The 26,340-nt window shown below is 36.0% G+C and carries 23 protein-coding genes; 16 read left to right on the top strand and 7 right to left on the bottom strand.

The genetic code is table 11. From position 1 onward, the window contains the following. Positions 1-97: 97 nt before the first annotated feature. The 5 genes from ACZIX2_RS11410 (at position 98) to ACZIX2_RS11390 (ending at position 5,996) form a co-directional block, all read left to right on the top strand. A complete protein-coding gene (locus ACZIX2_RS11410) occupies positions 98-1,042 on the top strand; it encodes a hypothetical protein (protein ID WP_463340216.1) in 945 nt (314 codons plus the stop codon). A gap of 250 nt (positions 1,043-1,292) precedes the next feature. Then, positions 1,293-1,919, top strand: a complete 627-nt coding sequence (locus ACZIX2_RS11405) for a TetR/AcrR family transcriptional regulator (protein WP_463340215.1) — start codon at positions 1,293-1,295, stop codon at positions 1,917-1,919. After that, on the top strand, positions 1,909-3,237 hold the full coding sequence (locus ACZIX2_RS11400; RefSeq protein WP_463340214.1) for a TolC family protein: 1,329 nt from the start codon (positions 1,909-1,911) through the stop codon (positions 3,235-3,237). Before ACZIX2_RS11405 ends, ACZIX2_RS11400 begins: the two co-directional genes overlap by 11 nt. A gap of 11 nt (positions 3,238-3,248) precedes the next feature. Continuing rightward, a complete protein-coding gene (locus ACZIX2_RS11395) occupies positions 3,249-4,328 on the top strand; it encodes an HlyD family secretion protein (RefSeq protein ID WP_463340213.1) in 1,080 nt (359 codons plus the stop codon). A gap of 84 nt (positions 4,329-4,412) precedes the next feature. Continuing rightward, positions 4,413-5,996: a DHA2 family efflux MFS transporter permease subunit gene (locus ACZIX2_RS11390; RefSeq protein ID WP_463340212.1), complete on the top strand. Its 1,584-nt coding sequence runs from the start codon at positions 4,413-4,415 to the stop codon at positions 5,994-5,996. A gap of 83 nt (positions 5,997-6,079) precedes the next feature. Here ACZIX2_RS11390 and ACZIX2_RS11385 read toward each other — a convergent pair whose 3' ends face one another. The 6 genes from ACZIX2_RS11385 to yaaA form a co-directional block, all read right to left on the bottom strand. Next, positions 6,080-6,640 (bottom strand): DUF6642 family protein, encoded by a 561-nt coding sequence (locus ACZIX2_RS11385; protein WP_463340211.1) that lies wholly within the window; start codon positions 6,638-6,640, stop codon positions 6,080-6,082. A gap of 316 nt (positions 6,641-6,956) precedes the next feature. Then, on the bottom strand, positions 6,957-7,664 hold the full coding sequence (locus ACZIX2_RS11380) for a DNA alkylation repair protein (RefSeq protein ID WP_463340210.1): 708 nt from the start codon (positions 7,662-7,664) through the stop codon (positions 6,957-6,959). A gap of 155 nt (positions 7,665-7,819) precedes the next feature. Further along, positions 7,820-8,767, bottom strand: a complete 948-nt coding sequence (locus tag ACZIX2_RS11375) for an extracellular catalytic domain type 1 short-chain-length polyhydroxyalkanoate depolymerase (protein ID WP_463340209.1) — start codon at positions 8,765-8,767, stop codon at positions 7,820-7,822. 142 nt (positions 8,768-8,909) lie between these two features. After that, positions 8,910-9,368, bottom strand: a complete 459-nt coding sequence (locus ACZIX2_RS11370) for a DUF4440 domain-containing protein (RefSeq protein ID WP_463340208.1) — start codon at positions 9,366-9,368, stop codon at positions 8,910-8,912. Positions 9,369-9,491: 123 nt separating this feature from the next. Next, positions 9,492-10,073 (bottom strand): potassium channel family protein, encoded by a 582-nt coding sequence (locus ACZIX2_RS11365; RefSeq protein WP_463340207.1) that lies wholly within the window; start codon positions 10,071-10,073, stop codon positions 9,492-9,494. A gap of 347 nt (positions 10,074-10,420) precedes the next feature. Next, a complete protein-coding gene (yaaA, locus tag ACZIX2_RS11360) occupies positions 10,421-11,179 on the bottom strand; it encodes a peroxide stress protein YaaA (RefSeq protein ID WP_463340206.1) in 759 nt (252 codons plus the stop codon). A gap of 234 nt (positions 11,180-11,413) precedes the next feature. Between yaaA and ACZIX2_RS11355 the strand changes: the two genes are divergently transcribed. The 3 genes from ACZIX2_RS11355 to ACZIX2_RS11345 all read left to right on the top strand — a co-directional run bounded on the left by ACZIX2_RS11355 (position 11,414) and on the right by ACZIX2_RS11345 (position 17,013). Further along, entirely contained in the window at positions 11,414-12,187 is a 774-nt protein-coding gene (locus ACZIX2_RS11355) for a sulfite exporter TauE/SafE family protein (RefSeq protein ID WP_463340205.1), read from the top strand. Between the two features lie 66 nt (positions 12,188-12,253). Then, on the top strand, positions 12,254-13,672 hold the full coding sequence (locus ACZIX2_RS11350) for an amidohydrolase family protein (protein WP_463340204.1): 1,419 nt from the start codon (positions 12,254-12,256) through the stop codon (positions 13,670-13,672). Between the two features lie 122 nt (positions 13,673-13,794). Continuing rightward, complete coding sequence (locus ACZIX2_RS11345; RefSeq protein ID WP_463340203.1) at positions 13,795-17,013, top strand: WD40/YVTN/BNR-like repeat-containing protein; 3,219 nt, start codon at positions 13,795-13,797, stop codon at positions 17,011-17,013. A 58-nt stretch (positions 17,014-17,071) separates the two neighbouring features. Here the strand turns inward: ACZIX2_RS11345 and pepE are convergent, their stop codons facing one another. Further along, positions 17,072-17,779 carry a dipeptidase PepE gene (pepE, locus tag ACZIX2_RS11340; protein WP_463340202.1) on the bottom strand — a complete coding sequence of 236 codons (708 nt, stop codon included), beginning with the start codon at positions 17,777-17,779 and terminating at the stop codon, positions 17,072-17,074. A 197-nt stretch (positions 17,780-17,976) separates the two neighbouring features. On the opposite strand from pepE, the gene ACZIX2_RS11335 reads away from it, so the two are divergent. The 8 genes from ACZIX2_RS11335 to miaA all read left to right on the top strand — a co-directional run bounded on the left by ACZIX2_RS11335 (position 17,977) and on the right by miaA (position 26,324). Continuing rightward, positions 17,977-18,705 carry a peptidase associated/transthyretin-like domain-containing protein gene (locus tag ACZIX2_RS11335; RefSeq protein WP_463340201.1) on the top strand — a complete coding sequence of 243 codons (729 nt, stop codon included), beginning with the start codon at positions 17,977-17,979 and terminating at the stop codon, positions 18,703-18,705. Next, complete coding sequence (locus ACZIX2_RS11330; protein WP_463340200.1) at positions 18,692-19,426, top strand: hypothetical protein; 735 nt, start codon at positions 18,692-18,694, stop codon at positions 19,424-19,426. The genes ACZIX2_RS11335 and ACZIX2_RS11330 overlap by 14 nt, the downstream gene beginning before the upstream one ends. Next, a complete protein-coding gene (locus tag ACZIX2_RS11325; RefSeq protein ID WP_463340199.1) occupies positions 19,410-20,156 on the top strand; it encodes a hypothetical protein in 747 nt (248 codons plus the stop codon). The genes ACZIX2_RS11330 and ACZIX2_RS11325 overlap by 17 nt, the downstream gene beginning before the upstream one ends. Beyond that, positions 20,153-20,656, top strand: a complete 504-nt coding sequence (locus ACZIX2_RS11320) for a DUF6702 family protein (protein ID WP_463340198.1) — start codon at positions 20,153-20,155, stop codon at positions 20,654-20,656. Before ACZIX2_RS11325 ends, ACZIX2_RS11320 begins: the two co-directional genes overlap by 4 nt. 171 nt (positions 20,657-20,827) lie before the next feature. Next, complete coding sequence (locus tag ACZIX2_RS11315; protein WP_463340197.1) at positions 20,828-23,062, top strand: M1 family metallopeptidase; 2,235 nt, start codon at positions 20,828-20,830, stop codon at positions 23,060-23,062. 221 nt (positions 23,063-23,283) lie between these two features. Beyond that, the gene (locus tag ACZIX2_RS11310) at positions 23,284-23,943 is read left to right on the top strand and encodes a YggS family pyridoxal phosphate-dependent enzyme (RefSeq protein ID WP_463340196.1); all 660 of its coding nucleotides are present in this window, start codon (positions 23,284-23,286) and stop codon (positions 23,941-23,943) included. 72 nt (positions 23,944-24,015) lie between these two features. After that, on the top strand, positions 24,016-25,377 hold the full coding sequence (locus ACZIX2_RS11305; RefSeq protein WP_463340195.1) for an exonuclease domain-containing protein: 1,362 nt from the start codon (positions 24,016-24,018) through the stop codon (positions 25,375-25,377). An 11-nt stretch (positions 25,378-25,388) separates the two neighbouring features. After that, the gene (gene miaA / locus ACZIX2_RS11300; protein WP_463340194.1) at positions 25,389-26,324 is read left to right on the top strand and encodes a tRNA (adenosine(37)-N6)-dimethylallyltransferase MiaA; all 936 of its coding nucleotides are present in this window, start codon (positions 25,389-25,391) and stop codon (positions 26,322-26,324) included. Positions 26,325-26,340: the final 16 nt, after the last annotated feature.

The raw sequence follows: 26,340 nt of genomic DNA, 5'->3' as shown, positions 1-26,340 counted from the left end.
TTTCCAATTGCGCCAACCTTAAATTAAATGTATTTTACCAATAGAAATGCAACACATCCCAATTAAAAATTCTATTTTTGCTTAAAATTTACTAGAAATGAAACGTTTTTTTGGAGTCCTATTTTTATCATTATTTTTAACAAATTGCGATGACGGTGATTTGATTTTGGAAGAAATCAATTTTGAAGATGTTGCCATATCCGCTTGTTCTACAAATAAAATTTTGTACAAATTAAACGAGAAAGAAGCACTAATTTTAGAACTCCCAGAAGTTACTTTTCCAGATGAAACTAAAGTTCAAGAAATTACAATTGGTGGCAGCAATAGACTGTTTTATCGTTTTTACAACGGAAAAGTAGCCTCCGAAAACATCTGTGAAACAATTCCTCCGGTAACTCCTAATGTGATTGATCAATGGATTGGGCAAGATGGAAAAGTGATCATAACCTCTACCCCCATCAAAAAAGTGGATGAAACCACCAACAGTACAAAAATTACAGGTTACAACCATTCCATCGTTTTAAAAAACATAACATTTGTAAAAGCCAATGGTACTCAAGTATACGAAGAACTTATTTTTGGAGACTATGCTACTTCAGTAACCTCATTGCCATTTGCATTCACCAAATTATGCAATCAATGTAGTTCGTCGAAACAAATTTACAACTTCATCAACAGTGAAGCTTTAACGATAGACAACATTGACCCGAATTTAATCAAAAACGAAGTAACCCCGTTGAATACTCCAAGAATCGGTCTTTTAGGTGAAAGCAAAAACATACTTACCTACAATTCGTACAATGGATTATTAACCAGTGACTTTTTTTGCAACGCAACTCCCCCTCTTTTACCTACGGTTAAACAAGAATGGAAAGGAGCTGCCGGTGTAGCCAACACCTCAGGTATCATTGAAGTAACTACAACAACGTTTGGCACAGGCTTTAAACACACTATAGTGCTGAAAAAAGTAAAAATGACAAGAAAAAATGACGACTTCCTACTCGGAGATAGTTTTATATATGGAGAATTAATTACTAATTAATCTATTCTTACGATCAAAAAAGCAATTCTAAATGAATTGCTTTTTTTTTATTACTACTAAAACAATCTAAGAATACGACCATACGAGTTTGTTCTATAAAGCCCCTATATTTCAGACAACATTCATTCTTTTTCTAGCCACTACCCTTATCTCAAGAACAAAATAACTTGTTAAATTTATGTTAATTTTAAATTAAACAATTGTTTAATTTAAACAGTCGTTTAATTTTGTTTTAACAAATAATTAGTCGTTGAAAACAGAATTTACAGAAAAACAAATTCACATTCTAGAAGTAGCTGAAACGCTTTTTGCCGAAAAAGGTTTTGACGGCACTTCCATTCGAGACATCTCTAAAGTAGCAAAAATCAACATTGCAATGATTTCCTATTACTTTGGTTCAAAAGAGCGTCTCCTGCAGTCATTAATCATTCATAAAACTTCAGACATTAAAATCCAACTACAACAATTGTTGGAAGAAGACCTAGATCCTATTGAAAAAGTCAACAAACTAATCGAAATTTACATCAACAGAATCAACAATAATAAAGGTATCTATCGCATCCTTCATTTTGAACTTACATCCAAAAAAAGAGAGGAAAACCTAATGGCTTTCACAGAATTTCGCAAAGGCAATCTCAAATATCTGGAAGCAATCATCGAAGAAGGACAACAAAAAGGAGTTTTTAGAAAAGATGTAATAATTCCATTAATCACCCCAACCATTTTAGGTACTTTTTTTCATTTTCATTTGAACAAAACCTATTTTGAAAACCTACTGAATCTAACAACTGAGACTTCATACAACAATTACATCAAGACTAACTTGACAAAACACATACAACAAACCATTAAAGCCCTTTTGATTTATGAAAATTAGCCCACTATTTGTTTTTGGGATTTTGTGTTGGGGAACTTCGACGGTAACTGCTCAAGATAAAACACATCTTAAGCTGGAAGATGCCGTACAATTGGCCTGGAGCAAAAGCAACGAAATATTGCTAGCTACAACCAAAGTTGCCACCAAAAAATACGAATTACAGGCCAGCAAAAATAATCAATATCCAGATTTGAAAATTTCTGGACAGTACCAGCGCCTTACCAATGCCAATATCGACCTAAAAGCCAATGCAGGCGGTGGCGGCGGATTGGCGGCAGGACCCGTAGACCAATTGATGTTAGGACAAGTTTCGGCCAGTGTCCCCGTTTTTGCAGGGTTTAAAATTCAAAACAATATTGATTTACACGATAATTTATACCTAGCAGAAACAGCAAACGCAGTACAAACCAAAGAGGAATTGGCACTAAAGGTCGTTAACTATTATGCCAACTTGTACAAAGCACAAAAGACTATCGAAATCCTTAAAGAAAATCAAAAACGTGCCAAACAACGCGTGATTGATTTCACCGACTTAGAGAAAAACGGAATTATTCCACGCAATGATTTATTGAAATCACAATTGCAAGTGTCCAAAATTCAACTAGCAATAGATGAAGCCACCAATAATCTGAACATCGTTAATTTCTATTTGGTCAATCTTTTAAAATTAGATCCCAAAACTCAAATTGAAATTGTGGAACAAGATTTTGTCAATTTCCAAATGAATAATGTACCAACCGATGAAGCCCCCGCTTTACAAAACCGAAAAGATCTCGAAGCGCTTCGTCTTCAAGGAAAAGCCACGCAATCAAACGTTAAAATTGCCAAAAGCGCCTACTTCCCAAGCATTGCTATTCTAGGTGGTTATACAGCATTAGATTTACATAACGTGGTAACGGTACAAAACGCAATGAACATTGGAGTGGGTCTATCCTACGATTTAACCAGTTTACTAAAAAATGAGGTGCTCGTAAAAATAGCCCAAAGCAAAGCTTTAGAAGTTCAAAACACACAAGCCATTTTAACCGATTACATCAAAGTACAGGTTCAAAAAGCTATCGAAGAGTATCAATTAGCTATAAAACAAGACATTGTATATGCAGAAGCTATAGACCAAGCCTCCGAAAACTACCGCATTGTCAAAGACAAATACGATAATGGGCTTTCAAACACCAACGATTTACTAGAAGCTGATGTAGATCAATTAACCGCCAAAATCAACAAAGCGCTAGGCAAAGCCAATATCATTCAAAAGTATTATGAATTACTGTCTGTGACAGGACAATTAACCCAAACTTTCAACTCTACAAAAATATAAGTACCCGTTCCATGGAAAAGAAAAAAACAAATATAAAGTTCCTAATGCTTTCGGTAACATTAGTCGTTTTAGGCAGTATTTATGGTATTTACAAATACAATCATGCCCAATCTCATGAAGAAACTGATGATGCACAAATAGAAAAAAACATGGCGCCCATTATTCCAAGAGTTGCGGGTTACATAAGCAAAGTGTATGTACAAGACAATGATTATGTTAAAAAAGGAGACACTTTATTTACCATTGATAAAAAAGATTTTTTAGTAAAAATTGAAGAAGCTAAAGCCGCTTTAATTGGTGCCGAAGGTGGTTTTGAAGCAGCAAAAGCGGATATTGGAAGTGCCTTAGCCAGTATTTCTGTTTCTGAAGCCAATGTACTTTCGGCTGGAGGAAATATTGAAACCGCAAAAATACGATTAGGAAGAGCCTCTAGCGATTTTGCTCGTTACGAAAATCTCTACAAAAATCACACCATCACAAAACAACAATACGAACAAGCATTGGCAGCTAAACAGGAAGCCGAAAGTCAATTGAGAGTATTACAACAACAACAACGTGCTAGTGCCTTTCAAAAATCGGTTATTGAAGCTAAGTCGAAGGTTTCTAACAAACAAACAGAAGTAGCTGCAGCTAACATCAAAAGAGCACAAGCCGTTTTAAATGCAGCCAAACTTAATTTAACCTACACTGTGGTTACCGCTGCAATTGATGGACAAGTGTCTAAAATAGACATTCAACCCGGACAACTGGTACAAGCTGGGCAATCGTTATTTTACATTATTAACAATGACCAAGCTTGGGTAGTTGCTAATTTTAAAGAAACCCAATTGAATAAAATGGTAGTTGGTCAAAAAGTAAGCATGAAAGTAGATGCTTATCCTGATTATGAATTTGTAGGCGCTATTACTTCATTTTCTCCAGCTACAGGATCTCGATTTTCGTTGCTACCCCCAGACAATGCTACCGGTAACTTTGTAAAAACCATTCAAAGACTACCCGTAAAAATTAGTTTGGACAAAACCAATGATGCCAACAAAATTAAACTGTTGCGCCCTGGAATGAATGTAGAAGTTGATGTTCATTTAAAGTAAATTTTGATTAGTGAAAAGTGATTTGCCGGTTGGCCAATTACTATTTACTAATTACCAATTACTAATCACATAGAAATAAAAAAAATGGTGCAAACAGAAGCAGACGACTTAATTGAATATGGCTTTAGAAGAGTAATTATCACAATTACTTGCGTGCTATGCGCAATGCTAGAAGTGGTCGATACAACAATTGTGAACGTAGCGCTCAATAACATGCGAGGTAGTTTGGGAGCGACACTAACTGATGTGGCTTGGGTAATTACTGCTTATGCAATAGCCAATGTAATCATCATCCCCATGACCAGTTGGTTATCACAGCAATTTGGTCGACGCAATTATTTTGCTGTTTCTATTATCATTTTTACTATTTCCTCTTTTTTGTGTGGTAACGCCACCAATATATGGGAATTGGTAGCTTTTCGTTTCATTCAAGGATTGGGTGGTGGCGCCCTTTTGGTAACTGCACAAACAATTGTTACTGAAAGTTACCCTATAGCTAAACGAGGTATGGCTCAAGCTATATATGGCATGGGTGTTATTGTGGGACCAACTTTAGGGCCTCCTCTAGGCGGATATATTGTAGACCGTTTTTCTTGGCCTTATATTTTCTACATCAACATTCCTATTGGAATTATTGCTGCCCTACTGACGCTTTCATTTATAAAAAGTCCAAAATATGGCGTTAAGTTAAAAGTCAACCAAGTCGATTGGTGGGGAATTGTTTTTCTCTCCGCCTTTATTGGGTCCTTACAGTTTGTTTTAGAACATGGGCAACAAGACGATTGGTTCAACAACTCAGTTATCGTGACTTTGAGTGTGGTTTCCTTTTTTGGCTTGTTATTCTTCATTTGGCGCGAACTTACATACGAGCATCCAATAGTGAATTTAAGAGTGCTCAAAGATTCGAACCTAAGAATTGGTACCATCATGTGTTTCATCCTTGGATTTGGATTGTATGGCTCTACTTTTATCATTCCCATTTACACCCAGTCGGTTTTAGGATGGAGTGCTACCGATGCCGGTTTATTATTGATTCCAAGTTCGATTACCACAGGTGTAATGATGCCTATTATTGGTAAAATGATTCAAAAAGGTGTACCACAAACCTATCTTGTGGCCGCTGGTTTTTTCTTGTTTTTCATTTTCACCTATTGGATGCACCTCGTTATCACTCCAGATTCTGGTGTTGAACATTTATTTTGGCCATTGATTCTTAGAGGTGTTGGCTTAGGGCTTTTATTTGTGCCTATCACTACTCTTTCGCTCTCTACCTTAAAAGGAAAACATATTGGCGAAGGTGCCGCCTTTACTGGAATGATGCGTCAATTGGGAGGTTCTTTTGGTATTGCCATTATTACAACCTATATCGCTCGTATCAATCAAGAGCATCGAGTGAATATGATTGGGTATTTAGACCAAACTTCTTTCGAAGTCCAACAAAGAATCCACCAACTACAAATGGGCTTTATGTCCAAAGGTTATGCCATAAACGAGGCAACTTCCAAAGCTTATAAAACATTAGAAATGATGGTAACCCAACAAGCTGCAGTGCTCACTTTTACCGATATATTCTTGTATTTGGGTTATTTGTTCTTACTCTGTATTCCTTTTATTCTATTGATCAAAAAAGGAAAAAACAAAATTAATCCAGCCGATGCCATGCATTAATTTTGAAAACTAACTTTTAGTAGTTAGAAACAAAGTAATTAGGGAGGATACTTAAAAAAAATGGTCCTAAAAGTTCTTTAATTTTAATAATACAATCTAAAATCCAACATCTGGCAAATTGCATATTGCTTTTCAAATAAACTTTCTACTATATCTCTTAAATCATCTTCTTTTTGGCAAAGATCAAAAAAAGTTTTATCGAGCAATTGACTACTAAGTTGACTTGAAGTTACACCGTAACCCGATACTGCTCTGGCCCCGGTTATATCTAAAAAATACTGTGCTTCTTCCTGGTCTAAATCCAATATTTTAGTATTGGCAAAATGTATTATTTTGCCTTTCATTTTCCCTTCGAACAGTTCGGCAATTTCCTCTAAACTATAAAAATAATCATTCAAACAAATAGAATTGGCTTGGCCTGGCATCACCAAATAGATTATTTCATAGGCTTGAAAATTGTTATCATCATACAGTAAAGTACCCAAACTTTCTTCCAATCCTTCGATGGTATCACAAGTTTTGTAGACACTCGTCAAACCAAGTTCGAGCGTCATGTTCTCTAAGTTTCGTAAGGTAATGGTAGGTTGCTCTTGAGAAACATCCGCAACACCTTCCAAGCAAAAAATTAATTTCTCATGAAGCATAGGTATGGGTTTAAAATGGGAGTACAAAAGTAGCACTTCTAATAAGGATACCCTATTTTGAAATGGATAATCTATACATTCACTTTAACCCAGATTCCGCATTAGAAATCTACTCCAACCGAATTCTTCTTCAAAACCAAGTACTTACTCCCATTTTTAAATTCAAAATACAGAAGTATTACATCTTCAAAAATAGTCCGTGAGCACTTGCTTTTATTGAATAATTCAGTTTCGCTACGAAGTCTAATGCGGATTCTGGGTTTAACTTACAGCTTTAAACTAGGGCTACTCTAGGAGTAGGTTGGTTTGCTTCGTACTAACATCTTACTGTTTTCTTCTTTTTTCCCAAAGCCCCACGTGCAATAATTTTCTCTATATACTCTGGGGCATAAGGAGTGGAACACGCTGTGTTACCCATAGCCACAGAAACTTTTCCTATTGCAACAGCAATTTCTTTTGCCTGTTCAGTCAAATCTGGAATACCTCCTCCTACTGCAATAACAAAACCATTCATCACTTGTTTGACTCTATTTTGACTCGTATGTATTTCTTCTTTAATCTTTTGCAGTAAAGCCAAAATCTCTGCTTTATCCAATTGTTCATCAGGTAAAAGAGAGATTAAATTTGAATAGGTTGCCCAACCTGCAGCACGAATATTTTCCTGCTCCGATTGCATCCATTCTAAGGCGAGTTCATGGCCAAACTCACTCTCTGCAGCAACCCATGGCACAGTAAACTCACTTAACATATACCAATACGCGTTTTGAACCCAATGATGTAAAATTTCTTTAGTCATTTTGCTTTCATCGGCTATTAAACCCGCCAAATACATGGCATCCGAGTTACCCGTATCATAAAGTTGTAATGCGAGTGGGAAATCTTTCTTGATTTTTTTCTGAATAATCTTTAAATCTTGTACTCTGACCCCAAAAAACGGTTCACGCGCACCATGTTTTACAAATATTTTTTTAACAGAATCGTTTCCATACGAAGCCAATTCCTGCATTACTTCAATTAGGTCCATCACTTTTCTATTGATTAAACCCTATAAAATTACATAAAATAAATGGGTTCAGCTCTTTATAAGGTAGAAGTTATTATTTGAAAACAACTAGCACACACATACTTTTCAAATAAGCATTTTGAATGATTAACATACTAGGGAATATAAAAGTGACACTATACCCTTTTGAATCGTTTAAAAAAAGACCAAATAATTTCACATGCATTCATATCCTGACTTGTCTTTCCTATTATGGCTTCACTAAGGTATTGATAACCTTGAGGCCATGTGTGTCCTCCATTTAAGACCACATAACTTACTACCTCACTGCTGTTGGTCCCATTAGAGTAAACTCTTTTTTTAATTGTAGTTCCATCGTTGGCAATATCGGGTACATCGGTAATAGTAGGCGTAGGATTACAACCATTTAGTACTACCCATTGATCTATTACTTGAAAATGAGACAAAACCGTTCCTCCGGCAGTTCCACCCGCTGTCATTGCTCCTCCGTTAAACGGCACAAAGGTATCCGAAGTTCCGTGTATATACATTACGGGCACCGATTTTCCTGGTTTACAATTTGGAGCAATTGTAGTTGCTTCCATTGTTGCAGCATCTACTGCAATGGCCGCAATTCTGTTGCTCAATTCACAGCCCAATCGAGAGGACATAAAGCCTCCATTAGAAATACCTGTTGCAAAAATTCTCGAACCATCCACAGCGTAATTAGCTATCATATAATCACACATTTGGTTGAAAAATTTAACATCATTTATCCCCATTTGATTGGGAGTGGTGGGTCTTCCGTCATTCCAGTTTTTTTCAATTCCAGCGGGATATACTAAAACGACTTTATCTCTATCGGCAATAGTTTTAAAATCAGCTATTTTCATCATTCCTTCGGGCGTACCACTTCCACCGTGAATAGCAAAAATCATTGGCATTTTCCCAGCGTTATTGTATCCTGTTGGAAGATAAACCACACAACTTCTTACAATTCCATCCACCGTTAGAGTTATTGTTTTTTGTTCACTCGGTTTTTCTGCTGGCGCAGATATAATCTCATCTTTACTACAAGACAGCATTGTAAATAAAAGAGTAAAGATTACCATAGTAGCTCTCATATGTATATACTTATTTTGGATTAGACATTGGTAATGGCTTTGGTTTGCTGCAATTAAACCAACCTTAAATTACCTGCCATATATTTATTCAAATGTAATTGATTTATGAAAAAAATATTGTCTTAATGATTAGCCATACTCGTTATTCACTTTTAACACGAGTGGAATGCAGCATATCAAACTTCCAACCTTTGTCGGTTAAAATGGCTGTGGCGCTTTCTAGCCAATGTACTTTTCGAATGATTTTATCATCAACAGAAATGGTAGCGTAGTTGTGATAAGCCACCCAAGCCGTTTTATTGGTGACTTTGACATCTATAATTTCAATTTTGTTTACTCGTTTTGGGATGGGCAATTTGAGTTTGGCTTTATTCAAATATTTTGAGATGGTATCGTTATTCCAAACTTCGCCGTGTTCCAAAAGCAAGAAATCTTTGGTATAGTATTTCTCAATGTTTTTAGCTTCTAATTTTGACCAGATTTCATCGAATGATTCTTGCACTAAATTTTGAAACTGTTTTTTGTGGGTTTCCATTACACCTTGAGCGAAGGCTATCGTCGTAAAAAATAGCATTAAAAGTAGGGTGGTATGTTTTTTCATTGTTGTTGAGATTAGAGTGTTGCGTTTATTTTCACTGGGGTTGAGATTAATTTTAGGAATTGCTCTAAATGCACAGAATAACTTGATGATATTTTATACGGGAATAACTGTAAGTGCCTGCCATTATTCATGTTTATCATTTAATTTATTTAATATATTCGGTAAAGAAGATAAAATGATAATTCCATATAGGAAAGTAATTAATATTTGAAAAATCACTACTGTTTTTGCTAAATGGGACACAGGGTGTATATCACCAAAACCCACTGTTGCAGAGGTTGCAGTGCTAAAATAGAACGAATCAATAAAATTAAGCATTGGTTGATTAAAACTTACTTTGTCATACCATGACAATAGCTGATATATATTTGCAAAAAATAATAAAAACAGCAGAAAGCCAAGCAAAGTATGCACTATTCTTTCCTTATAACTGGGATTATGCTTATCATTTTTTGGGTCTTTATAAATTAAAAAAAGAGGGTTTATTGAATTGAGAATATTATCTTTAGAATATAACCAATCGAAAGATGCTACTATTTGCTTGAAAAATACTAAAAAGATAAATCCCATGGTTATCAATGCTATTATTTTTAAAATAATTATTGATATTTCATTATCCTGATGATTACCAAAAGTTTCGAAAATAGCCGCAGGAGTTGTAAAGATCATAATTACTAGAAACCTATTTACATTATTGATTTTCATCTTATACTCTTTTTTATGACTTTGTTCGTTCGCTTACCACTAACCAGCATATAGGTCTGAAAAACCAAGCCTATCAACTCTAAATAAAAGCCCTAGGTCTGACCATATTCAAACTTTATACTTTCCCAAATATATCCTTTTCCTTACTAAAAAAATAAAAATTTCCTAAAATATTCTTTACGAATTTGATATCTTAAACTCCCGTGATTGCCCGCGTGAGGGATAGGAATAAACTACCGAAGTAGTATGGATAGCCCGACCGCAGACAGACAAAGGGGCTCATAACACGTTTGCTATTCGCCCCTTTGGGTGGATGGGGTCACGCCCTAATTATTTTAAAAAACAGGTTATCGAGTAAAAACGAGTTGGTTGCCTTTGGATAAATTGGCATCAAAGGCATAGCCGTCGTAATTGAAGCCTTTCAAATCGTCGAGGGTTTCGGCTTGGGTGTCGAGAATGTAACGCACCATCATTCCGCGGGCTTTTTTGGCAAAAAAACTAATCATTTTTAGTTTTCCGTCTTTGTAGTCTTTGAACTCGGGCGTGACTACGGGCACTTTGAGCGCCTTGGCATCTACGGCAGAAAAATATTCGTTGCTCGCCAAGTTGACAAACAGTTCGTCTTTTTTGAGCTCCTTGTTTAACGCTTGGGTCAAGGTGGTTTTCCAGAATTGGTACAAATTTTGGCTCTCGCCTACGGGCATTTTGGTTCCCATTTCTAAGCGATACGGCTGAATTAAATCTAAGGGTTTGAGCAATCCATACAAACCCGAAAGGATGCGCAAGCGGTCTTGCAACAAGGGCAATTGGTCTTCGGTAAGTGTGTAGGCATCTAAGCCCGTGTACACATCACCATCAAAAGCATAAATGGCAGGACGCGCATTACTTGGGTTGAATGGCGTTTTCCAGTCTTGATTGCGTTGCCAATTCAAATCGGCTAACTTGTCTGAAATCGACATCAAACTAGCTAATTCCTTGGAGGTTTTGAGTTGCAATTCGGCATGCACCACTTTGGATTGCTTTAAAAAAGCAGGCTGCGTAAAGGTAGCAACGGGTAATTCTTGTTCAAAATTTAAGGATTTGGCTGGCGATATGACAATTTTCATCTGTAGATAATATTTTGTTTTTTAAGGTCATATGTTATTCGCATTTCTTCATTGGTATCTGCAACAAACCTTATGTTACTGGCGATTTCACAACTGACTTTTCTTTGCTTTCAAAAATACAATTTGACAAGTTAATACTAACCACTTATGACATTTTTTTAATAAATATTCCTATAGTGATATTCTATAGACTGAATTATAATGTTTATTTTTGGCAATTATCAATAATTAAAAATGGACTATTTTATTATCTGCTTAATTGCAATGCTTGGCTCGGGTTTAACCTTATTTTCAGGCTTTGGACTAGGCACCTTACTTTTACCGGTTTTTACTCTTTTTTTTCCAGTTGAAATAGCAATTGTATTGACAGCCATTGTTCATTTTTTAAATAATATTTTCAAACTTTTCTTATTAGGTAACAAAGCCAATCTACAAATCTTGATTCGATTTGGCATACCGGCAGTGCTATTTGCCTTTCTAGGAGCCTATACCCTTTCATTGATGAATAGTATGAAAACACTTACTACTTTTACCTTTGGCGGTCATGTTTTTAAAATTTTACCAACCAAATTTTGTATTGGTACAATTTTATTCTTTTTTGCTCTTTTCGAGATTATTCCTAGTTGGTCCAAAGTAACTTTTGATAAAAAATTCATTCCAATTGGTGGTATGCTAAGTGGTTTTTTTGGCGGATTGTCTGGAATTCAGGGGGCATTACGTACTGCATTTTTGATACGATTGGATTTGAGTAAAGAATCATTTATTGCTACAGGGGTTGTTATTGCATGTTTCATCGATATTTCTCGACTTTGGGTATACCTTCAAAACTGGTCACAATACGATTCTAAAATCGACTATTACTTGGTCTTTTTTTCAACCTTATCAGCTTTTTTAGGGGCATTTATCGGAAATCGCATTTTGGAAAAAGTCACTTACAATACCATTAAATTGCTAGTAGCGCTATTGCTCATCGTTTTTTCGATACTGCTAATCTTGGGCATTTTATAGAAAAAACAAAAACAATGATTTTTTTTATGTAGATTTGCACTCCAAACTTTAAAAACTGTAAAAAGTATGCGAAATGTTTGGTTCTTATTCTTCTTTTTAAATGCCTTTTTTGGCACAGCTCAGAGTGTAGATTCTTATTTTGAGAAAATCCGCAATAACGACGCAATGCTCACGGCTTTCTTTTCTCAAATGCCCAAAGGAGGCGATCTACATCATCATTACTCCGGATCGGTTTACGCAGAACCCCTAATAGAGTATGCCATAAAAAACAACTTTTACCTCAACTTAGAAACACTCGAAGTACGACCCGAAAGAGGTGATAAAGGCATATGGGAATCCTTTGAAATGATTCAAAAAAATAACGCTTTAACTTTTTACAAACAAAAAATTATCGAAAAATGGTCGATTAAAGACTATAACGGGGTAAGTTACCCCTCAGATAAGCAGTTTTTTGAATCCTTCGAAAAGTTTGAAGCTGCTGTAGCTGGCACTTTCAAAAATGGCCTGTTGGAACTAAAAAACCGCGCCATTAAGGAAAATGTGAGCTATATCGAAACGCAATTATCTACCATCCCTTGTGATATGCAAACGGAGGATTTAACTTCATTTAACGAAAAGCTCCGTCTTTTGGTCGCTCAAAAAGACGAGAAAGCAGTGCTCAAAACCTTGGAACAATTGCATGCCACTTTCACTAAAAGAGACGCTACAAAATATGCCACCAACTTCAACAACGATTTTGTTGAAAAAATGCACAAAGAATTAAAAATTGATGACTCACAATTTACCATGCGCTATCAAAATTTTGTCTTGCGTTTTATGGAACCGGTAGATTTGTTTAAAAACCTAATCATTGCTTTTATCTCTGCCGAAAAATGCGAACTGATAGATGGTGTGAATATCGTTTCGCCAGAAGATGGCGATACCGCTATGAAAGACTATGAATTGCACATGTTGATGTATCAATATTGTCATACCAAATTTCCAAAAGTAAAATACAGCATGCACGCCGGGGAGTTGACTCTTGGATTGGTGCAACCCGAAGAGCTAACGTGGCACATCAACTCTGCTGTCTACACTGCGGGAGCAAACAGAATTGGTCACGGGGTAGATTTGGCTTACGAAAAAAACAACTACGAGTTATTGCGCTATATGGCGAAAAACAAAATCGCGATAGAAATCAATTTGACGAGTAACGAGTTTATTTTGAAAGTAAAAGAGAATCGTCATCCATATAGTATATACAAAGAATTTGGTGTTCCCATCGTAATTAGTACCGACGATGCCGGTATTTTGAGAACCAATCTCACCGAGCAATATGTGCTTTTGGCCAAAAGATACCCACAAGTGAGCTACAAAGACATCAAACAATACGTGTACAACAGTATTCTTTATGGCTTTATCGAAGAAAAGAAAGTAAAAGACCAACTACTAGACGATTTGGATCGCCGATTTAAAAAATTTGAAGCACAATTTCCTTTGAACTAGAAAACTAATATAAACGCTGCTCGTGTTTTCAATGAAATTTCAAAAAAACCATAGATTACAGCTAAAAAAAACATAATTTGTTTAATTTTAGAAACTATTACTTTCTAAAATTAAACAAATTTATGAAATACCAAAAAACCAGCTTATACCACTGTATACTATTACTTGCAGTAGGTTTCTTTCAAACAGTAGGCTTACAAGCCCAAAATCCTGCTAAAAACAAAAAAAACAACACCACAAAATCTTCAACCGTTACTCTTTATAATGGATTAAAATGGCGCAACATTGGTCCGTTTAGAGCAGGTCGCTCATTGGCAGTAGCAGGTCACGCAGATCAACCTTTAACCTATTACTTTGGAGCTACAGGCGGTGGCGTTTGGAAAACCACCGATGGCGGCAACGAATGGTTACCCGTTTCTGATAGTACCTTTACTTCTTCCTCTGTAGGAGCAATTACCGTAGCTCCTTCTGATCCCAACGTGGTGTATGTAGGAATGGGCGAAGCCGATATGCGTTCTAATATCTCCTTTGGCGACGGGATGTACAAATCTGTAAATGCCGGCAAATCTTGGAGCAAAATTGGACTCGACAAAGCCGATGCTATCGGAAACATCGAAGTGCATCCCAACAATCCTGATATTGTTTTTGTAGCTGCAATGGGTAATCCGTTTCATTCCAATCCAGAGCGCGGCATTTACCGCAGTACCGATGGGGGCAAAAACTGGAAATTGGTATTGTCTAAAAATGACAAAACCGGTGGAATGGTGGTCCGCATTGACGTGAACAATCCAAGAGTAATCTATGCGACACTTTGGGAAGCCTACAGAAATGGGCATTCTATGTCTTCTGGAGGAACAGATTCTGGTCTTTTCAAATCTACCGATGGTGGCGACACTTGGACTAACTTAAGTACCAAACCTGGAATGCCAGTAGGACTTTTGGGTAAAATTGGAATCGCCGTTTCGCCAGTAAACTCGAACCGATTGTATGCTTTAGTAGAAAATGACAAAGGTGGACTCTACCGTTCTGATGATGCAGGAGAACATTGGTCACTTATCAACGAAGACAAAAACTTATGGCAACGACCTTGGTACTATATGAACTTACAAGCCGACCCAAAAAATGAAGACGGCTTGATTGTGCTGAATGTAGACGCATGGAAATCCTCTGACGGTGGAAAAAACTTCAAAAAAATACCTGTTCAACATGGTGATACACATGATGTGTGGATCAATCCGAAAAACCCAGAAAACTTTATTATTGGAGATGATGGTGGAGCAGAAATTACCTTTAACGGAGGTGCCAATTTTTCAGATATAGACATTCCAACGAGTCAATTTTATCATGTATCCTTAGACAATGATTTCCCGTACAATATTTATGGTGCACAACAAGACAATTCCTCTGTTAGAATTCCTTCAAGAACCACGGGTTCCAGTATTGACAGAGAAGATTGGTTTCCAGTAGCAGGTGGAGAAGCAGGATACATTCAAGCCGACCCAACCAATTCGGACCTTACTTATGGCGGCGAATATGATGGACAGTTGAGCAAATACAATTCGAGAACCAAACAAGGACAAGACATTTCACCTTATCCTGAATCCAATATTGGTTCACCAGCAAAAGCCAAAAAACACCGCTTTCAATGGACCTACCCTATCGTTTTTTCTCCTCATAATCCCAAAAGAATGTACGTAACCTCACAATATGTGTTAGTTACCGAAGACGGAGGACATTCCTTTACTGCCATAAGTCCAGACTTAACCCGAAATGACCCAAAAACCACTGGAGACACAGGAGGTCCAATTACCAAAGACCAAACGGGAGCCGAAGTCTATGCTACTATTTTTACTTTTTCAGAAGCGCCAACGGAACAAGGGGTACTTTGGACAGGCTCTGACGATGGTTATATTCATGTTTCTAAAAACAATGGAGCAAGCTGGGACAAAGTCAACATTCCGACTTCAATGTTACCCGAGTTTTCTTTGATAAGTATCATTCACACTTCGGAACATACCAAAGGAAAAGCTTATGTGGCTGCCAACAAATACATGTATGGCGACCGCGCTCCTTACCTTTTCAAAACCACAGATTACGGAAAAACTTGGAAGAAAATCACCGCTGGAATTCCTGCTGATGAATATTGCAGAGTACTGCGCGAAGACCCTAACAAACCTGGCCTTTTGTACGCTGGAACTGAGAGAGGCATTTATGTTTCCTTCAACGATGGGGATTCTTGGGAAAAGCTAAACTTGAATTTACCCCTTACGCCTATTCGCGATTTACAAATTCACAAACGCGATAAAGATTTGGTGGTGGCGACACACGGACGTGCTTTCTGGATTTTGGATGACATTACGCCTTTGCACGAAATAATGGATAAAAAGGTAACAGGCGAAAAATACCTTTTCCAACCGAGAACTGCCTTTAGAACACAAGGTCGTCAAAGCGATACCCAATCAGCGGGCACCAATGCTCCAAATGGGGTAATTGTTCGTTTCTATCAAAAAACAAAAGCGACCAAAGAATTAGAACTCGAATTCTTGAACGACAAAAACGAGAGTATTATCAAGTATTCTTCTGTTAAAAATACCAAAGGCGAACCCCAAAAAGTAGCCAAAGAATTCCACCAAGACACGGAAAAAGAAAAAGCAGGTTACGTACCCAACAAAACCGGAATGAACGTATTTGTTTGGAATATGCGTTATCCGAATGCTACCGAAGTGGAAGGTACTAATGTAATGTGGGCCGGTTCTGGCGTGGGTGCCAAAGTTCTTCCGGGCACGTACAAAGTTCGTTTTATCGAAGACAAAAAAATCATTGGTGAGCAAACCTTTGACATCAAAAAAGACCCAAGAGCCGAAGGAACCGATGCCGACTTGAAAGAACAATTCGAATTCCACCAAAAAGTCAACAAAAAAGTAGACGAAGCACATGTAGCCATCAATAAAATCCGCAAAATTAAAGGACAAATCAATGGGTATGTTGGGGCCGTGAAAGATTCGGTGATGGTGAAAGAAATGAAAAAAATGACCGAGCCTACCATCAAATCTTTAGAAGAACTCGAGGCTACTTTGATGCAGGCCAAAGCCAAAGCCCCACAAGACGTTTTGGCCTACCCTATTATGCTAAACGATAAAATGGCGGGATTGGGTTCGAATGTTTCCTCAGGAGACACCAAACCAACCAAAGGCGCTTATGAAGTGTACGACGATTTGGCCAAAAAAATTGATGCCGCCGTAGCGAAAGTCAACGAAATCGCAACGGTCAAAGTACCCGAACTCAATGCCTTTATCCAACAAAAGCAGATTCCTGCCATAGTGATAGAGGATAAAAAATAAAACACAAAAAGCCGTCTTTAGCATGCACCCAAAGACGGCTTTTTATTTATAAATTTGATTATTTCAAATCACTCAAATCGGAACCACTTTCTAATTCTACTGGTTCTTGTTGAGGCAAAAACAACCTTGCTGTAAGATCTCCTTTTAACTTTACAGCAGCCCCTTTAACCTCTAACCAACTTCCTTCTCTTAATCCTAGTACAGGCAAAGAATTGTAGGCATGAAATTCTTTAATTCGAGTTTCTCTTGTTTCTCCCATATGGGTAGAATCAGGAATTGGATCTAAATAATGAGGATTCAAATTAAATGGAATGACACCTAAAGTTTGAAAGCTTGGCGGATACATTATAGGCATGTCATTTGTAGTCTGCATACTTAGCCCGCAAATATTACTTCCCGCACTGGTGCCCAAATAAGGAGTCCCATTTTTAATGGTATCGGACAAGAGCTGCATCACATTGTTTTTATACAATTGGCTTACCAATACAAAAGTATTACCGCCACCTGTAAAAATTCCTTGAGCCTCACGAATCGCTTTTTGAGGATCATCAAACTCATGAATTCCTTTCACCTTAATTCCAATGCTGGCAAACGCTTGGGCTACCTTCTCCGTATACTCGTCATGAGAAATTCCACTAGGTCTAGCATAGGGAATAAATAAAATTTGAGAACATGAGCCAAAATGAGAGGAAAGTTCTGGTAACAAATATTCTAAATAGGAGCCTCCATGCAAAGTTGATGTACTGGCGATAATGCAATTTTTCATAATTGTTTGTTTAAATAGCTAAAGGTGTTGAAAGTAATTTTTAAATTAACATATTTTTACCAACCCATTAATAATTAATTGGGAAGTATTTGAAATACTTTTACCACAATTCATCACGATGATACAACAAATGTCTTAATTAATTTCATAAGATAAATAAAAACTAAGTAACTAATTACATTAAACCTTGTTTACCATTGAAACTAAATAAAATTCTAGTTATTGCATGTATTATCTGGTATACAGAATCGCTGAGTCAATCCATTACAAATCAATTTGTTCAAGGCAAAATTCTAGTAGACACTAACTTTATTGATGGCGTAAATATAAAAAACGAAACCACAAAAACCTCCACCACTAGCCGAATTGAAGGTTATTTCAGAATACCGGCAAAAGAAGGTGATATTCTAGTTTTTTCGGCAGTAAATTTAGAAACCAGAACAAAAATCATAACCAAGACCGATCTTAATTCGAACAACTTGATTGTTAAAATGCATATCAAAAGTGTTATTTTGAAAGATGTAAACATTAACGATTATCAAAGTATTACTACGCAAAGTGTGGGCATTCCATCGGCTAGCAAAAAATTCACCCCAGCCGAACGCAAACTCCATACAGCGACTTCAGGATTTGGAATTGATGGCATTCTTAACACATTTTCTGGGCGGAAACAAATGCTTGAAAAAGAAATTATCATTGAAAAAAAAGAACAACTTTTACTTAAACTTGAGTACCTGTTCAAAGAAGAATATTACATAAATAGGCTACAAATCCCCAAAGACCACATTAAAGGCTTTCAATACTACTGCATAGAAGATACGCCATTTACTAATGCTATAACCACTAAAAATAAAACTTTATGCGAATTTTTAATCATAAAGTTGGCCGAAAGATACCTTCAAACTATTGCAAATGAAAATAAGTAACACTTGTACTCTGATTTTATGTCTGATTGTAAATTTCGTGTTTGCACAATCGCCCGAAGTATCCAAAAACTGGATTCGAGGTAAAATCTTAGCCCATTCAGGGCTTTTTTCCGAAATTGAAGTAATCAACTTGACCTCTGAAGAAAGTGTAAAAGTAAATAGCAATGGAGAATTTCAAATAGAAGGAAAAACTGGGGATATTTTATTCTTTTGCTCCAAAAACTTTAAACCTTATAAAAAAACCATTACAACGGAGGAACTATCAAAACAAACCCTTTGTATCGAATTAATACCTAAAGGTATTGAACTAGAAGAAGTAATCATCAATCAATATCCCAACATCAATGCAAAAGCGCTAGGAATAATACCCAGCAACCAAAAGTCATACAGTGTAGCAGAAAGGAAATTAAAATCCAGTGGCAGTGGAATTGATGGAGTCATCAACCTATTGTCAGGACGCAAAGAATTGCTTAAAAAAGAATTGGAAATAGAAACAAAAGAAAAAAATCTGGCACAATTACGACTATGGTATTCAAACGACTTCTTTTACAAGTCTTTGAATATGAACCAAGACAACCTCGCATCTTTCCAATATTATTGCATTGAAAACGAGAGCTTTGCCAAACTCCTCAATACAAAAAACAAAAAAGAAATAGTCGCGGCATTACTTCAATTGGCAGATAGATATAAAAATTTAAATGCCAATGTCGAAAAAATATAAGCTATTTATCTGCCTTTTTTTACTATCCGCACTAGCATTAGCACAAGAAAGAGTGCTTTTGAGAGGAAAGGTTAGTAATAATGTCGGGGTTATTGTCAATGGTTTTGTTTTTAATCTCAATGCAAAAAAGAGAGTTTCGGTATCCGAAGAAGGCTTTTTCGAGATACTTGCAAAACCAAAAGATACTTTGATGCTAGGATGTTTGGCTTGTTATCCAAAAAACAAAATCTTAGACAAATCTAACTTCAACCTACCAATCATTGAAATCCATTTAGACTTGTTCGACAATGAGTTAAAAGAAGTTATTGTAAAGAATGCTAAAAAATTAAAAGTTACAAATGAAAATTCGCAACAATATGTGGACCGCATGTATGTAGACGATATTCAATCTTCGCCTACCAATCCGCTATTGCCTCCAACCTTAACAAACGGAGTTAATTTTGTACGCCTTTTTAAAGAAATTAGCAAAATACTACAAAAGAAAAAAGAACTTAAGCAAACAAAAAATAAACCCATAAATTATTACAAAGAAGTTACCCAAAGAATTCCTATTGAAACCTTGACTAAAAACTTAAAAATACAAGAGCAAGATTTGGTAACCTTTTTCCATTTTTGTGAAAATGACAAGCGGTTTTTCGATATAGTTTCAGAGCAAAATGATTTTATTCTTATGGATTTTTTGATAACCAAGAACAAAGAATTTAAAAGTTTGTTTACTTTTGAAAAATGAAAAAAACAGTATTTCTACTAGGATTAGTTTTCCTTTTCGTTTCCACTTCTGCCTTTGAATTTCACAAATTTTATGTATCCATTACTCAAGTACAATTTGTACCCGCAAAAAAAAGAGTTGAAATTACCTCTCGTATTTTTTTGGATGATTTGAATAAAGTCTTGGAAAAAAAATACCAAAAAAAAATACTCACCTATACGAATACAACGACAAACGAAGAGCAGCTAATCTTAAAAAAGTACCTAAATGACCATTTTAAGATAAAGATAAATGGGCAGCAAAAACCACTACAATATCATGCTTCGGAACTCGAAGAAGATGTCGTGGGAGTCTATCTTTCCATACAAGAGGTAAAAAGTATTCAAAGCTTTGAAATACAAAACAGCGTATTAATGGATTTTATTGCTGAACAGCAAAACATCATGCACTTCACCGCAAATGGAGTAAAGAAAAGTTTAAACTTTACCGAAAATTCCAAAGTTCAAATGTTAAAATACTAGTTGTTACTACTCTTTTACGTTAAAATTATTATTTTCACGCCCAAAGTTAAATTTTCCATAAACACTTAGTCTTACACGGGGAAGGAAACAGATAAATGGAGGCCCAAATCTTAACTTTGAGAAACCAACTAGAAACAGCAACTTTCCAAATAAAACCAAATAGTATAACACATGAAAAAAAACCTATTTTTATTACTAATCCCAACAATGATGTGGGCCCAAGAGAAAGCTACTTCCCCTCAGAAAGGCTCTTACGATCATAATAAGTTCAGTCAAATGTATGATGTACTGGCCACACCAAATATGTTTCGTACTGCTGCGGGGGCTCCAGGTCCAGCTTATTATCAGCAACAAGCTGATTACAAAATTGACATAGAATTAGATGATAAAAATTCAAAATTATATGGTGTTGAAACAATTACCTACCACAACAATTCACCTGATAAACTAGAATATCTGTGGTTGCAGTTAGACCAAAATCAGGCAGCTAAAAACTCACAAACACCTTTAGCTGAAAATGAAAAAATCGAAGCGGTATTATCACCCAACAAATTCACAAACAAATATCTAAAAGAAAAATTAGATCGAGGTTTCAAATTAGAATTCGTTAAGGATGCTAATGGAAAACCAATGAATTACACGGTAAATCAAACCATGATGCGTATCGATTTACCAACACCAATGAAACCAGGTGAGAAAATTTCATTCTCCATAAAATGGTGGTATAACTTGAACAACTATCAACAAGACGGTTTCCGTTCTGGATATGAATTTTTTGAAAAAGATGGTAATAAACTGTATATCATTGCCCAATTTTACCCAAGAATGGCAGTTTACAACGACGTAGAAGGCTGGCAAAATCAACAATTTTGGGGAAGTGGTGAGTTTGCTTTACCATTTGGAAATTTTGATGTAAATATTACTGTTCCTGCTGACCACGTTATGGAAGCTACAGGCGAATTACAAAACCCAGCCGAAGTTTTCTCTCCTGAACAACTAAGACGCTATAATCAAGCCAAAACGAGTTTTGATAAGCCCGTAATTATTGTTACTCAAACAGAAGCAGAAGCAGCTGAAAAAGGATTTTCAACTCAGAAAAAAACTTGGAAATTTAGCGCCAAAAATGTGAGAGACTTTGGAATAGCTACCTCTAGAAAATTCATTTTTGATGCTATGGCGGTAAAACTAAACAACAAAGTTGTTATGGCCACTTCGGTTTACCCAAAAGAAGCCAACCCACTTTGGGAAGAAACTTCTACAAGAACCGTAGCACATACTTTAAAGAGTTATTCTTCTCATACTTTTGACTACCCTTATCCAAAGGCCGTATCAGTATCCGCCGAAGATCAAGGTATGGAATATCCGATGATTTGCTGGAATTTTGGAAGACCTGATGCCAATGGCGTTATCGATCCTCAAATAAAAAACGGTATGATCGGTGTTATCATTCACGAAGTAGGACACAACTTTTTCCCAATGATTGTTAACTCGGACGAACGCCAATGGACATGGATGGACGAAGGTTTAAATACTTTCATGCAATACATGGCTGAGCAAGAATTAGGAAACAATTTCCCATCTAGACGTGGGCCTGCGAAAAACATAGTGCCTTATATGAGTGGCGACCAAAAAATGTTAGAGCCAATCATGAGCAATTCAGAAAGTCTTATTCAATTTGGCAACAACGCTTATGCAAAACCAGCAACAGCATTAAACATTTTGAGAGAAACGGTTATGGGTAGAGAGTTGTTTGATCATGCTTTTAAAACGTATGCCAACCGTTGGAAATTCAAACACCCAACCCCAGAAGATTTTTTCAGAACGATGGAAGATGCTTCGGCTTTTGATTTGGACTGGTTTTGGAGAGGTTGGTTCTACTCTACTGATGTTGTTGATATCGGTATTTCGGAAGTGAAACAATATTTTGTAACCGACAATCCTACAACAGAGTTGTCCAATTCTAAAGTTCGCAAAGGAAGATTTGGAGAAGAAAAAGGACCATTTGTGTATTTGGTTGACTCTAAAAACCCTGAGTTAAAAGAAGCCCACAAAAAAGCATTAGAAATTAATGATTTTGCTTTACTTTCTGATTTTGTAAACGAAAAATTAACTGCTGAAGAAAAGTCAAAGTTAGAATCACCTAAATACTTTTACGAAGTAGAATTTAACAAACCTGGTGGGTTAATCATGCCTATACTTGTAGAATTGACTTTTGAAGATGGTACTACGCAAAACTTCAAATACCCTGCGCAAATTTGGAGAAAAAACAACGATACTGCCAAAAAAGTATTTGCTACATCAAAAGCAATTAGAAAAATTCAAATTGACCCCAAATTAGAAACTGCGGATATCGATGTGTCAAATAACTCTTGGCCCAAAGAAGAAGTAAAATCTCGATTTGATTAAAACTTCAATTACAAATTTACAAGCCCGATTATCATCGGGCTTGTTTCGTTTTAACAAGTGAATCAAGGACTATTCAATATAAAAAAAAGTTAAATAAAAGATAAATTTCACGGAGTAAGTCATTAAGCAAAGCCAATAAACACCGAAACAAAGATTAATTTAATAAGTTTGCTTATCTATTCCAAAACATTACTTTTCATAAAAAACGAAAACCCAAAAATATGGCAATTGCTGAAAATTTACTGCAAATCACACAATCCCTTCCTCAACATGTTACGCTCGTGGCGGTATCTAAAACTAAGCCTGTAAAAGATTTAATGGAAGCCTATGCTGCCGGACAACGTATTTTTGGAGAAAATAAAATCCAAGAAATGGTTGATAAATGGGAACAAATGCCCAAAGACATTGATTGGCATATGATAGGCCATGTTCAAACGAATAAAGTAAAATACATGGCTCCTTTTGTAAAATTAATTCACGGAGTCGATAGTTTAAAGCTGTTAGAAGAAATAAATAAACAAGCCCTAAAAAACAATCGAATAATTGATTGTTTATTACAAATTTATATTGCCGAGGAAGAATCAAAGTTTGGTATGGATGAAACAGAATTAGAAAACCTACTCCACTCCACTTCTTTCAAACAAATGAATAACATTAGAATCGTTGGACTTATGGGAATGGCCACCTTTACGGATAATCAGGCTCAAATCAAAAAAGAGTTCAGCCATTTAAAATCAATATTCGATTCACTTAATACCAAAAACATAAAAAACTGCCAGCTGAACATTATCTCTATGGGCATGTCTGGAGATTATCCATTAGCCATTGAATGTGGCAGTACTATGGTTAGAATTGGAAGTAGTATCTTTGGCGGAAGGTAATAACCCATTATACCTGCCTAAAATTTGAAATTATTATACTGAATACTAAAATTTGTAAACTGAATACTGAATTTGTACGCAATACTTGACATAGAAACCACTGGAGGACAATTCAATGAAGAAGGAATCACCGAAATTGCTATCTACAAATTCGATGGTCACCAAATAGTAGATCAATTTATCAGTTTGGTCAATCCTGAAATTCCTATACAACCGTTTGTGGTGAAACTCACCGGAATAAACAATGCCATGTTGCGTTCGGCTCCAAAATTCTATGAAATTGCCAAACGCATCATCGAGATCACCAACGATTGTATATTAGTGGCACACAATGCTAGTTTTGATTATCGAATCTTAAGAACAGAATTCCGAAGATTGGGCTATGATTTCAACATGAAAACCCTTTGTACGGTTGAGTTATCTCAAAAATTACTACCCGAACAACCTTCGCATAGCCTAGGCAAACTCGTAAGAGCACTTGGCATTCCTATGGCAGATAGACATCGTGCCAACGGTGATGCAATGGCCACTGTCAAACTCTTTCAATTATTACTCGAAAAAGATGTCGAAAAAACAATCCTAAAAGATTTAATTAAAACCGAAATTGAAAAGGGACTCACACCAAAATTATTAGATATTGTTCAAAGTCTTCCCTCTCGCACGGGCATCTATTACATCCATAATGATAAAGGAAATCTCATTTATATAGGAAAAAGTAGAAATATAAAGAAAAGAGTCAATCAACATTTTACAGGAAAATCGAATAAATGTAAAAAAATTCAAGCCGAGGTCTATACAGTTACTTTTGAAGAAACAGGAAGCGAATTGATTGCATTGCTCAAAGAAAGTGAAGAAATAAAGATCAACAAACCCATTTTGAACCGCGCTCAGCGCAAAAGTATTTTTCAACTTGCCCTTTATGCTGAAAAAGATAAAAATGGCTATTTGAACCTTAAAATTCAAAAATTTGACGGGAGAAAAAAAGAAATCACTTCTTTTTCCTCTTTACAAGAAGCCAAAAACACCTTGTTTAAAATTACCACGCAATATCATTTATGTCAAAAATTAAATGGTTTGTATCAATCCAAAAAAGAATGTTTCCAATACGGAATAAAAGAATGTGATGGTGCCTGCGTTGGCGAAATTTCATCTGACGTATACAATCAAAGAGTAGAGCAATTTATTACCGAAAACAATTTCCAAACGCAAAACATGATTCTTATCGACAAGGGTCGAACAATTAGCGAACGTTCTGCCATTTTAATTGAAAATGGCATCTACAAAGGCTACGCTTTTTACCAACTGAATCACCAAATAACACAACCAGAGATATTACGCAACATTCTTATCCCCATGCAAAATACCAGAGATGCTAAAAACATCATTCAAAGTCACATCAGAAAAAGTAAATCATTAAAAGTAATTCACTTTTAGACTCATAAACAATGAAGTATTTAATCACCATTGTTGGTCCAACAGCTATAGGAAAAACGGCTTTAAGTATTGTGCTTGCTCAACACTATAACTGCGAAATTATTTCCTGCGATAGCAGACAGTTTTTTAAAGAAATGACCATTGGAACAGCAGTTCCTACTCAAGAAGAACTACAATCGGCCCCTCATCATTTCATACAGAATAAATCCATTTTTGAAAATTACACGGTAGGTGATTTTGAAAAAGAAGCACTCGCTAAAATTGAGCAATTGTTCACCACCAACGATTTTGTGGTCATGGTTGGCGGTTCGGGTTTGTATGTAGATGCGGTTGTAAAAGGGTTTGATGATTTTCCAGACATTGACGCTTCGATCAGAACAAGCATTCAACTACAGTACGAAACAGATGGTATTATTTTTTTACAAAACCAACTAAAAACTCTAGACCCCATTTATTTCGAAAAAATTGCAAAGGAAAATCCCCAAACCTTACTCAACCCACAACGAATGATGCGTTTTGTAGAAGTTTGCATAGGTACTGGAAAACCCTACTCTTCATTTTTGAATCAAAAAAAGAATACACGCAATTTCACTCCAATTCTAATTGGTTTAGAAGCTGACAGAAATGTAATGTACGAAAGAATTAATTTACGTGTCGATCAGATGATACAAGAAGGTTTACTTGCCGAGGCACAAAATTTATATCGCCATCAAGCACTAAATGCGTTACAAACTGTAGGCTATAAAGAATTGTTCCGCTATTTGGAAGGCGAGTACGATTTAACTTTTGCTATTGAGGAAATTAAAAAAAATACCCGACGTTTTTCGAAAAGACAACTCACTTGGTTTAAACGAAAAGAAAACACACAATGGTTTGATTATTTAGTTGATAGAAAAGAAATTATAAAACACATAGATTCAACCATAGCATCTGATGTAAAGCCCTAAAACAAGGTATTCTAGC

Source organism: Flavobacterium riviphilum, from assembly GCF_055231795.1.
Note: the sequence above shows the minus strand (reverse complement) of the source record. Positions and strands in the feature narration are given on the sequence as shown.